Below are 10,688 nucleotides of genomic sequence, written 5' to 3' on the forward strand. Positions count from 1 at the left end.
CCACCCCCCACACCCCCCACCAACCCACCACCCCCCTCGACCTCCTCGGCTGAGCAGGGGCGTAGCCGGCCGCCCGGGAGACCGATTCCGCGGCCGGTCACCATCGGCCCACGCCCGGTTCGCCCGTCGAGATCCGCTGTACGCTGCGCGGCATGGGATCTGGGCGGGTACGGGTTCGATTCGCGCCATCTCCCACCGGCATCTTCCATGTGGGTGGGGCGCGGTCGGCGCTGTTCAACTGGCTGGTCGCGCGGCGCGCCGGCGGCGACTTCGTGCTGCGCGTCGAGGACACCGACGCGTCCCGCAACCGGCCGGAGTGGACCGACGGCATCATCAGCGCGCTGGACTGGCTCGGCATCAGCCCCGGCGGGTACGAGGGTCCGGTGCTGCAGTCGTCGCGCGCCGACCGGCACCGGGCCGCGGCCGAACGGCTGCACGCCGAGGGTCTCGCCTACTACTGCGACTGCACCCGCGAGGCCCTGGCGGAACGCACCGGCAACGCGCAGCGCGGCTACGACGGATTCTGCCGGGACCGCGGGCTCGCCCCGGGTCCCGGCCGGGCGCTGCGCTTTCGCACGCCGGACGACGGCGTGACGATCGTCGAGGACCTCATCCGCGGCACGCCGGAGTTCCCGAACGAGACCATCGAGGACTTCGTGGTCGCGCGGGCCGACGGGTCGGCGGTGTTCCTGCTCGCCAACGTCGTTGACGACCTGGAGATGGGGATCACCCACGTCATCCGGGGTGAGGAACACCTGTCGAACACCCCTAAGCAGCAGCTGCTCTGGGCAGCGCTCGGCGCGGACGCGCCGCCGGTGTGGGCGCACGTCCCGGTGATCGTCAACGAGAAGCGCCAGAAGCTGTCGAAGCGGCGCGACAAGGTGGCGCTCGAGTCCTACCGGGACGAGGGATACCTGCCCGCCGCCATGAAGAACTACCTGATGCTGCTCGGTTGGGCCCCGCCCGGCGAGGACGAGATCGTGCCCTGGGAAACGATCGAGTCCACCTTCGACCTTGCCGACGTGAAGCCATCGCCGGCGTTCTTCGACGAGAAGAAGCTCAAGGCGTTCAACGGTGAGTACATCCGGCGGCTGAGCGTCGCGGAGTTCATCGAGGCGGTCCGGCCCTGGCTCTCGGCGCCGGCCGCGCCGTGGGAGCCGGCCGCGTTCGACGCGGACGCGTTCGCAGCCCTCGCCCTCTTGGCGCAGAGCCGGGTCTCCGTGCTGTCGGAGATCGTGCCGATGGTCGACTTCCTCTTCCTGCCGGAGGCACCGATCGACGACGCGGCCTGGGCCAAGGCGATGAAGGGGCCGGCGGCGGAACTGCTCGCCGACGTCCACGACCTCTACGACAAGATCGAGTGGGAAGCCGAGACGTTGAAGGCCGGACTCACCGAGGTGGGCGAGCGGCACGGTCTCAAGCTCGGCAAGGCGCAGGCACCGGTGCGGGTCGCCGTGACCGGGCGGAGCGTGGGACTGCCCCTGTTCGAGTCGCTGGAGGCGCTCGGCCGGGAGACCACCCTGCGGCGGCTTGCCGAAGCGCGGGAACGGCTCACCGGCGGCTGACCTCACGCCGGTCCACGACAGCCTCGCGCGCACGCCGGTCCACAACGGCTTCGCGCGGCGGGCAGGGCTGAGCCCGGGTCGCGGCTGGGACGGGCCGCGACCCGGGCTGGGGAGACCCACCAGAAGCCGGGGTTACCTCTGGTGGATGAGGCTGCTTCAGTTCGCCAGCCGGGCGACAAGGACCAGCACACCCCGCTGGGCCTAAGAGATCCTTAAAACGAGCTCAAGACAAGCTGTGATCTTGCCGTCACGAGATGCCTCTCGATAGTGATCATTCCGCGATGTCGGGATATTGCCGCCAAGCGGGAGTCCACCGAACTTAGGGCTCACCGTGACCCTGGGTGGCTGATCCTCGGGGCGTGCGCTGGCGCGGGCTCAGCCCGGACCAGTCGTCCGCCCAGGCCGCCAGCGGTTCCAGCACTCCCTGCAGGCGACGGCCGTGCGCGGTCAGCCGGTACTCGCCGACCTCGTCCACCTCGACGAGGCCGGCCTCGCGCAGCTCCCGCAGGCGTTGGGTCACCTGGGCCTGCGGCGCGTCGAGCCGCGCCACGAGCGCGCGGAACGGCAGGGCCGTCCCGCGCAGGTTCCAGTAGACGGCGAGGGCGAAACGCCGACCCAACAGGTCCACAAGACCGGCGAGGGCGGACGGTGCGCCGTCCGAAGTCTCGGGATGACCGGAGGCGTGCGGTCGTCCCGGCCCGTTCGGCCTCGCCTGCCTCATCGGCATGTCCCGCCGGGACCGCTCATCGGTGGTCTCCGGGGTCTCCGGGGTCTCCGGCGCGAGGGTGCCTCGATCAGCGGGCACCGACCGAACCGACGCCGTTGGATCCGACACCGTTGGATCCGACACCGTTGGAGCTGTGCGAGCCGAGGGGAGCGAACAGCCTGGTCGCGGACTGCCCGGCATGGGCACCAAGCAGGTCCCGGGCCTTCTGGTAGACGGTGGCCGCCTGCGCGGAGACGAGTCCCGCCACGCTCTGGACCTCCGGGCGCTCCTGGAGGTCACGGACCTGCCGCATGATGGCGTCGTAGTGCTCCCGGCCGGCCCGGGCGCCGAGGACGTATCCGAGACCGAGGGCCAGGATGACGCTGGGCCTGATACGCATGTTGCCTCCCAGGAGACCGAGGGACGTGCAGGCGGATGGCCGCCGGCCGCTTGACGTTGTGCCGTCGGGTTGATTCCTACCCCACGTCCAAGACCGCCCGAACCTCAGGTAGGCTGACGACGTCAGATGCACGGCACCCGATCCCGCGTAGCTCAATTGGCAGAGCAGCCGGCTGTTAACCGGCAGGTTATAGGTTCGAGTCCTATCGCGGGAGCATGTTTGCCCAGGTCAGGGCCTATCTTAGCAAGATCTTAAAGATCTTGAAATAAAGATCACCCCAACTTTACCCCCATGATTCTTTTCCTGTCTGGGTCTGTCTGTATGACGTCATCCGTTTGATCACCAGACCCCCTCCGGGTGGCCACCTGTTCCTGTCGGGATGGCCTGGAGGGGTCGTATGGAAGCGCAGGTCGCGCGGTGCGCGGGCCTGGATGTGCACAAGGACGAGATCGTCGCCTGCGTGCGGATGGCCGAGGCGCCGGGTGGGCCGGTCCAGGTGCAGCTGCACACCTTCGGGGCGACGACCGTGGAGTTGCTGGCGCTGCGGGACTGGCTGACCGGTCTGGGGGTGACCCGGGTCGGGATGGAGTCGACCCCGGTTATCTGTAGTTTTCAAGATCGAATATAGTTGTTTTGGCAGGTCAGGGCCGTCACGGACGCGTCCGCGACGGGGCGGGTCCGCTCGGCCGGATCAGTGTGCGGACCCGGGGTTGGCGTCGAGGCGCCGAGGCAGGGATAGCGCCGCGTGGGGTCGTCCGGCGCCGCGCTGGGGGCGGTCGTCACGTGACGACTGTGTCCGGGTGGCGCTCACGGGTCGTTGGGGTTGGTGTCGGTGCCGGCCGTGGCGTTGGGGCCGAGGCGGCGGCGGAGTATCAGGTTCTCCCCGTGGGCTGCGGCGAGCGCCTCGTTCAGCGCGGTGATCTCGGCGCGGTGGCGGGCTTTGAGTTCGCTGAGCTGCGCGGTCAGTGTCCGCACGACGTTGCTCGGCTGGTCCGGTTCCGCCGGTCGGGATGGCTGGGCGGTCTGTGTCGCGCGCAACTGCTCGATCCGGCTGCGCAGGCCGGTGTGTCGATAGAGGAAGTCCAGGGAGACCCCGGAGCGGGCGGCCAGGCCGCGGAAGGTGACCGGCTCGTCGGCGGCGCGCATCTCCTCGAGCGTCTTTTCGGCTCTGGTCACGGCGGTGGCGGTGCGCGTCGCGGTGGCCCTGCGCAGGTTGTCGAGGTTACCGGCCATCGGGCTGGCCTCGTCCCAGGTCGCCGGTCGCGCGGCGGGCCGTGGCGTCGGTGCGGGCGACGACCCCGGCGCCGCGGACTGGCTGCCCCTGCGCGGCGGTGTCGGCGTCGAGGGCGGCGATGACCGCTTCGAGGGCGGCCGCCTCGCGGTGGCGGCCGGCGAGCCAGACGTTGTCGGTGCCCATCGGGGTGCCGGTGCGGGCGGTGAACGCTGCCTGGCGGGTGTCGATGAGGGTCAGGGTGCGGCGGTGCTGGGCGCGCAGTTCGGGCAGGAACGTCGCGTCGGTGGTGAACTTGTCGCACGTCAGGCAGGCGTTTCCCCGGTCGCAGGACTGCCGTGGTGGCAGCAGGCAGTAGCCGTTCGGCAGGATCCGGTCGGTGCGGCTGTCGAGATGCAGCAGGTCGTAGAGATCGGCCGCCGGCATGGCGAGTTCGCGGGCGTCGGCTGTGCGCTTGCGGTAGCGCAGGAACTCCGCCTCGTGGGTCTCGGTGAGGGTCTTCGCGTAGTGCATCGTCATCGTCGGGGACAGATGCCCGAGGTAGCGCTGCACGACGTGGATCGGCACCCCGGCGTTGAGCAGGCTGGTCGCCTTCGTGTGCCTGAAGCGGTGCGTGCGCTGGAAGTCGACCAGACGGCCGACGTCGTCGCGGATATCGAGCCGGCGGGCCATCTCGGTGAGCATCCGGTGCAGGGTGCTCGACACGTAGGGCCGGTTGCCGTGGCGGTTCATCTTCTCGCCCAGGAACAGGTAACGCGGCGTCGCTCCCGGCGCGCCGTGGCGAGCGATCCATCCGGACGCCCATTCCTGTTGCGCGCGGATGATCGTCACGATCTCGCGGTCGACCAGGACCGTGTCCGGCGCACCGTCGATCTTGGTCTGTTGGTAGCGGAGCCGGGCGGCGAACGCGTCTGGCTCCTCGTCGGACGGCGCCTGCATGGCGAGCGCGCAGAGCGGGTCGTGGTCGAGCAGGAGCAGTTCGCTGATCCGCCGGCCGAGCCGCGTCTGCAGCATCATGATCCGCATGGCCTGCTCGTCGCCGAACCCTCCGTCGGCCACCGGATCGCCGAGCATCCCGATGCTGGCCATGATCTGCGTGAACGCGGCCTCGGGGATGACGTTTTGCTCGGTGTCGCGGTGCGCCACGGGGCGGGGGATCTCGCCGCGCCGGTAGAACGCCGCATGCTGCGGTCCGAGGCGCAGCCAGCCTGGGTCGCCCAGTGCCGCCGCGGCCTCGTGTTTGTGGTCGTGCATGAAGGCGTAGAACTGCTCGACAGAGATCAGCAGGATCTTCATGTGGTTCGCGGACAGCGGCTGTCCCTCGGTCGGCCCGCGGCTGGCACGCGAGGCACGGACGTGGCCGAGGTAGTCGAGCATGAGGGCCCGCACCCCCTCCGGTGTGTCGGCCAGGTGGGTGGGACGCCCGCCGCGGCTCGCGAGGAACGCGTCGAACATGGTCATGGCGAACACCCGCTGGCCGACGGTCGACCATCGCAGCGCCCCGGTCTCGAGGCTGATCTTGCAGTACCACTGCAGGCCGAGGCGCAGCCGGGACGCACTGACGCGCTGGAAGTAGATCGCCTCGCGACCCTGGGGCTCGTGCGCGCGCAGCGGGATGCGGGGATCCTCGACCGGGTTCCAGGACTCCCGCTGCCACCAGGGTCTGGTGTCGTAGGCGAGGGCGAGCAGCCGCAGGAACCGCACCAAGGTCTCCCGCACGGTCTGCGTCGAGCGCGCGGTCGGCAGCCTGCCCTTGCGCCGGTGGACCGCCAACGAGAACTGCTGACACCAGTCCCGCGCGGGCAGGTCCATCAGCGAGACGGGGCCGCGAGCGCCGAGGTCGGCGACGGCCTCGGCGAGGCGGCGGGTCAGCATCGCCACCCCCGGTAGCGCGATCTTCCCGCCCAGCTCGATCACCCTCAGGCAGCACCAGGTCAGCTCGCGGCCCATCGGCTCCGGCAGTCTCTCGACGAGGATCGCGTTGCTCGGGGCGGCCGCGGTGAACGCGTTGCGGTAGCGCTCGGGCACCGTCGCCGCCGACAGCCGGCCCAGCCGCAGGTCATCAGGAACCGTCGCCCACAACTGGTCCAGGATCACGGGGGCATATCCGCACCCCGCGGCGGCCAGGTTGTCCATGACTTCCTCGACCGTGATGTTCACGAGCACGGTCCGATCTGCCCGCCGCCGGCCACGGCCTGGGGGCGCCAGCCGGCGGTGAACGCCCGCCAGCTCGCCGCTGCTCGCGCGTCGGTGTCCTCGGTCACGTGGGCGTAGATCTCCAGCGTGGTCTGCACGTCGGCGTGGCCGAGCCGGCGGGACACGACGTGCACCGGCACCCCTGCCAGCAGCAGGGCGGTCGCGTGCGAGTGGCGCAGCCAGTGGGGCGCCCAGCCCGTCGGGACCTTCCCGGCGAGGTCGCGGCGCAGCCGGCGGACCAGGTCGTAGACCGTCTCCGGTCGCCACGGCGCGAATCGCGTCCCGCCCGCGACGTTCACGAACACCGGCGCCGTGTCCAGATCGGCCACTGCCTGGTCGACGCCGGCATCGCACAGCTGCCAGAGGTACTCGCCATAGAGCCGGTCGAGCACGTCCGACACATAGATCCGCCGGTAGCGGCCGCCCTTGACCCGGACCCGGTGCGGATGCTCCCGCGGGACGACCTCGAGGAACGGGGTGTCGCCGCGGCCGGTGTGCCAGTCCCGGTGCTGCAGACCCAGCGCCTCACCCAGGCGCAGGCCGCTTTCCGCCAGCAGCGACCACAGCAGCCGGTCACGCACCTGCCCCTGCCACCTGCCCGTGGCCGCGTCGAACGTCGCGCACGTGTCGCAGATCAGCTCGATCTGCGACGGCGTGAGCACCGGAGGTGCCTGCCGCGACGGGGTGCGGACCCGCACGACCGCCCGCTCCCGGCCCCGCCTGCGCGCGACGTGCTCGAGCATCGGCCGGTAGGCCGCCCGCCCGCCATGCACCAGCCGAACGAGGTCGCCGCCGAGCGGCACGCCGTTGAGCTCGTGGTAGCGGTAGCAGGACGTCATAGCCCGCAGCCGGTTCGCGACCGTCGACTCGGCGACCCGCGCGGCCCGCGGCTCGATCGACACCACATCCGGCCCGTCCCCGGAACGCAGCCACGTCAGAAACCCGCCGACCCCCGCCAGCGTCACCGCGTCCCAGGCCAAGCCGAACACCGCCAGATAGCTCCACCACAGCGCGAGCGCCCGCGCATACGAGCGCACCGTGTTCGGCGAGGAGCCCTGCGCCCGCAGATACTCCAGGAACTCCTCCGCCGGCCCGACCACCCGGTAGTCCGGTCCGAGCACCGTCCAGCTCGTCGCACCGTCCGGCAGCACGAGCCGCTGCGTCCGGCACGGCTCCACAACGTCCGTCACGTCTCGTAACGTATCGACTACAGATTCGCAGTCCGTGACCGACACGCCGGACCGATTCCCGACCCGTCAACCTCCGTCACGGACGGCCTTACGGCGACGCCTGATTACAGGCGTGTACTGGCGACCGGTCTTCCACATTCTCGAGGACGCGATCGGTGAGTGCTGGCTGCTCAACGCCCGGCACATGCACAACGTCCCCGGCCGCAAGACGGACGCGGCCGACGCCGCGTGGATCGCCGAACTCGTCGAGTACGGGCTGGTCCGCCCGTCGTTCGTGCCGCCGCAACCGATCCGCCAGCTGCGGGATCTGACCCGCTACCGCAAGGCGCAGATCGAGGAGCGGACCCGCGAGGTCCAGCGCCTGGACAAGGTTCTGCAGGACGCGGGGATCAAGCTGTCGTCGGTGTCCTCGTCGATCCTGACGGTGTCCGGCCGGGCGATCCTCGAGGCGATGATCGCCGGTACCACCAACCCGGAGGTACTCTCCGAGCTCGCCGGCGGCCGGCTGCGCGCCAAGATCCCGGCGTTGCGGGAGGCGCTGAACGGGTTCTTCACCGGCCACCACGGTCTGATCATCGGGGAGATCCTCGCGAAGCTGGACTATCTCGATGAGGCGATCGACCGGCTCTCGACCGAGATCGACCGGGTGATCGCCCCTTTCGAGGCGAAGGTCGACCTGCTGGACACGATCCCCGGGGTTGACCGCCGCATGGCCGAATGCCTGCTCGCCGAGATCGGCGTCGACATGACCGTCTTCCCGACCGCCGGCCACCTGGCCTCCTGGGCCGGGCGCTGCCCCGGCCAGCACGAGTCCGCCGGCAGGTCCAAGGGCGGCAAGACCCGCAAGGGCTCGAAGTAGCTACGCCTCAACCTGCACGAGGCCGCCCGCGCCGCCTCCCGGACCCGGGGCACCTACCTGTCCGCCCAGTACAAACGGGTCAAGGCCAACCGGGGCGCGTCCAAGGCCCGGGTCGCCGTCGAGCACTCGATCCTCGTCGCCGCCTNNCACATGCTCNNCCGNGGCGAGCCCTACCACGACCTCGGCGCCGACTACTTCACCCGACGCCGCGACCCCAACCGCCACGCCCAACGCCTGATCAGCCAGCTCGACGCCCTCGGCTACGACGCGGTCATCACCAGACGAACCGACCAGCCCACCGACACCAAGGCCGCGTGACCCGAGGCAGCGGACCACCACACCACCCGACCCAGCCCCGCCACGGCGCTGAGGCGGCATGCCCCATGTGGGTACGTCCCGATCAACGGTCACCCTGTTTTCCCTTTAGAGGCCCTGCTAGAACTAGCGGGCAGGGGTGCTAGACCCAGTAGCCGCTGGCAGGTGCACGCGGGCCACGGTGTCCCACCGGTAGGCGCGTTCCTCACGGCGCAGTTCGACCAGTGCCACGGTTCTGACCGCGACCCGGACGGATGGAAGCTCCCGGAGGTCTCTGACGGCCGCGATGATCGAATGGGCGTCGGTCGGGCTGTTGCAGTAGGCGATTCCGATGTGGGGTCGGAACCCGTGCGGCTTGGTCACGACCGCGGCGGGCCCGAGTACGGCCGTGGTCGCTTCGACGATCTTGCCCTGGATGGTGACCACCGGTGCCCAGGGCAGGACGCTGAAGCGGACGGCTCCGGAGGACCCAGCCAGCGGCCCCACAGCCAAGGAGAACGGCTCGACCTCGGTCAGCCGTACACACGTCTGCTCCACGGCTCTGTCGACGTCAGCCCGGCCGATCTGATCGGTGAACGCAAGACGTTGGAGCGTCAGATGCAGCCCGTCAGGCGGCACCGGGTCGAGGGCGGGCAGGCGTAGCCGCCGCTGGCACCGGTCGGCAAGGACGTGCAGCTCGGTTGCATCCTCGAAGGTCAGCATCCAGTGGTAGGAGCGGCGGCCGGGTGTCCAGCCCGGCCGGTCCCAGTGGTTTTCGAGCCGGTCGAGACCGGCGAAGCGGTGCCAGTCGTCCGCGACCGGGTCCGCGGTGCGTGCCGTGGTCACCGGTGTGCGCCGGTGGGGAGGGCGAGCGCGCGGGAAGCCTCCGCGAGTTCGGTGACCGGGCCGATCTGCTGCCACGGCTTGGCGCGGGTGACCAGCTCATGGCTACGACGTCGGACGGACTCGATCGGGTTGCCGGCCGTGGCGGTCAGAGCCTCGATGCCCAGGACGGCAGCCTGCTCCGGATCGGGGGAGTGGGACAGCAGCAGCGCGGTCGCGAGGTCGAGGCGGACGAGGCAACGGCTCCACATCGACGGGGATCGGTCTGCGACCTGAGCGGCCATGTCCGCATACTCCCGCGCCTGACCGGGCTCGCCCAGTGAGACATAGGCGGTCGCGGCGTTCGCGGCGATACGGGCGATGCTGTACGGCGCGAAGGAGATGCAGGGCGACATCCCGTCGGGCACCGGATGCTGTTCGGCGAGGTCGAACGCCTCGCCCACGGATCGGCCCACCCCGGCGCGGTCACCGAGCCGACCGAGGGCGCGTGCCTCCCCGTTCACAGCGAGGCGGATCACCTGGGCCGACCGGCCACCGACACGGCGACCCTCCCGGGCGAACTCCAGGGCAGCTCTGTAGTCCCCGGCGTAGTACTCACACAGGCTCTGCGTGCCGCCTATCCATGCCGTGAGGTCGTGGTGACCGACCAGCTCAGCGGTGTGGAGAGCCTCCAGACAGTAGGCGCGCGCGAGTCCGAACCGGCCGGTGTTCACCGCCATGTAGCCGAGTATTCCGGAGAGGCGACCGGCGATTTCGTAGAGCCGTTCACGCTGCCGGGGCGGCTGTCGTCCTTCCAGGAGGTTCTGAACCCGGCGGCGTTGCCTGAGTACCCGTGGTGCGAGTTTTTCCGGGCCGGCCCACTCGTACTCGTCCGCCATGGTCAGGAGCAGAACGTCGAAGTGGGCGAGAACGGCCGTGCTGACGTTGGATGCACCGAGCGTCTCGATCCGCTGCCCGATCTCCTCGACGGAATCCGATTCCTCGGGAAGGGCGGTCTGTTCCACGATGTTCGTCCGTGAGGCCTCCGGAGACTGGACGGCGCCGCGCGGTGCCAGCCCCATCAACATGCGGGCACGGTCGGGCAGGTCGAGCCCATCGGCGACGCGCTCGAACAACTCGAACTCGGCGGCGATTCGCTTGCCGTTGATGTACTTGCTGATATCTGGCTCTGCGCACTACGTCTGAAGCCGTGTTCGGCGTCTGACGTTTCGTAACCTCACGGTTGTGACGGAACGTGACGGCGAGGGTGTCCGGAAACGGTGACGCNCCCGCCCCTGGCAAGATCATGACTGTTGAGGAAATGATCGCCGGGGAAACGGGTGCGTCGTGGTCGAGGGTACGTCGTTGGGTGTGGACGTCGCGTGGATGGTCGGGTTGCCGGGCTGCCGGGTGGTGCACGTCGAG

The 10,688-nt window shown here is 70.0% G+C and carries 10 protein-coding genes and 1 tRNA gene; 4 read left to right on the forward strand and 7 right to left on the reverse strand.

The window, feature by feature from the left end; all coding sequences use genetic code 11:
• Positions 1-152: 152 nt before the first annotated feature.
• Positions 153-1,565: a glutamate--tRNA ligase gene (gene gltX / locus BMG523DRAFT_RS20620; protein WP_051623988.1), complete on the forward strand. Its 1,413-nt coding sequence runs from the start codon at positions 153-155 to the stop codon at positions 1,563-1,565.
• A 319-nt stretch (positions 1,566-1,884) separates the two neighbouring features.
• On the opposite strand, the gene BMG523DRAFT_RS20625 is transcribed toward gltX, so the two are convergent.
• A complete protein-coding gene (locus BMG523DRAFT_RS20625; protein ID WP_035734274.1) occupies positions 1,885-2,370 on the reverse strand; it encodes a helix-turn-helix domain-containing protein in 486 nt (161 codons plus the stop codon).
• Complete coding sequence (locus BMG523DRAFT_RS20630) at positions 2,360-2,671, reverse strand: hypothetical protein (RefSeq protein WP_023841941.1); 312 nt, start codon at positions 2,669-2,671, stop codon at positions 2,360-2,362. Before BMG523DRAFT_RS20630 ends, BMG523DRAFT_RS20625 begins: the two co-directional genes overlap by 11 nt.
• 141 nt (positions 2,672-2,812) lie before the next feature.
• On the opposite strand from BMG523DRAFT_RS20630, the gene BMG523DRAFT_RS20635 reads away from it, so the two are divergent.
• Positions 2,813-2,885 (forward strand) — tRNA-Asn (locus tag BMG523DRAFT_RS20635).
• Between the two features lie 183 nt (positions 2,886-3,068).
• The gene (locus tag BMG523DRAFT_RS20640; protein ID WP_043592071.1) at positions 3,069-3,299 is read left to right on the forward strand and encodes a hypothetical protein; all 231 of its coding nucleotides are present in this window, start codon (positions 3,069-3,071) and stop codon (positions 3,297-3,299) included.
• 179 nt (positions 3,300-3,478) lie between these two features.
• Here BMG523DRAFT_RS20640 and BMG523DRAFT_RS20645 read toward each other — a convergent pair whose 3' ends face one another.
• From BMG523DRAFT_RS20645 to BMG523DRAFT_RS20655, 3 genes are read right to left on the reverse strand one after another with little or no spacing between them, the layout of a single operon-like run.
• Entirely contained in the window at positions 3,479-3,904 is a 426-nt protein-coding gene (locus tag BMG523DRAFT_RS20645; RefSeq protein WP_023841376.1) for a DUF6262 family protein, read from the reverse strand.
• On the reverse strand, positions 3,894-6,062 hold the full coding sequence (locus BMG523DRAFT_RS20650; protein WP_023841377.1) for a tyrosine-type recombinase/integrase: 2,169 nt from the start codon (positions 6,060-6,062) through the stop codon (positions 3,894-3,896). Before BMG523DRAFT_RS20650 ends, BMG523DRAFT_RS20645 begins: the two co-directional genes overlap by 11 nt.
• The gene (locus tag BMG523DRAFT_RS20655; RefSeq protein WP_023841378.1) at positions 6,059-7,288 is read right to left on the reverse strand and encodes a tyrosine-type recombinase/integrase; all 1,230 of its coding nucleotides are present in this window, start codon (positions 7,286-7,288) and stop codon (positions 6,059-6,061) included. Before BMG523DRAFT_RS20655 ends, BMG523DRAFT_RS20650 begins: the two co-directional genes overlap by 4 nt.
• A gap of 112 nt (positions 7,289-7,400) precedes the next feature.
• On the opposite strand from BMG523DRAFT_RS20655, the gene BMG523DRAFT_RS20660 reads away from it, so the two are divergent.
• Complete coding sequence (locus BMG523DRAFT_RS20660; RefSeq protein ID WP_235463308.1) at positions 7,401-8,147, forward strand: IS110 family transposase; 747 nt, start codon at positions 7,401-7,403, stop codon at positions 8,145-8,147.
• A gap of 441 nt (positions 8,148-8,588) precedes the next feature.
• Here BMG523DRAFT_RS20660 and BMG523DRAFT_RS20665 read toward each other — a convergent pair whose 3' ends face one another.
• Positions 8,589-9,287 carry a 2'-5' RNA ligase family protein gene (locus BMG523DRAFT_RS20665; RefSeq protein WP_011437610.1) on the reverse strand — a complete coding sequence of 233 codons (699 nt, stop codon included), beginning with the start codon at positions 9,285-9,287 and terminating at the stop codon, positions 8,589-8,591.
• Entirely contained in the window at positions 9,284-10,399 is a 1,116-nt protein-coding gene (locus tag BMG523DRAFT_RS20670; RefSeq protein WP_235463310.1) for a transcriptional regulator, read from the reverse strand. Before BMG523DRAFT_RS20670 ends, BMG523DRAFT_RS20665 begins: the two co-directional genes overlap by 4 nt.
• Positions 10,400-10,688: the final 289 nt, after the last annotated feature.

The organism is Frankia sp. BMG5.23 (assembly GCF_000685765.2).
In the GTDB taxonomy this organism is placed as follows: Bacteria; Actinomycetota; Actinomycetes; order Frankiales; family Frankiaceae; genus Frankia; species Frankia casuarinae.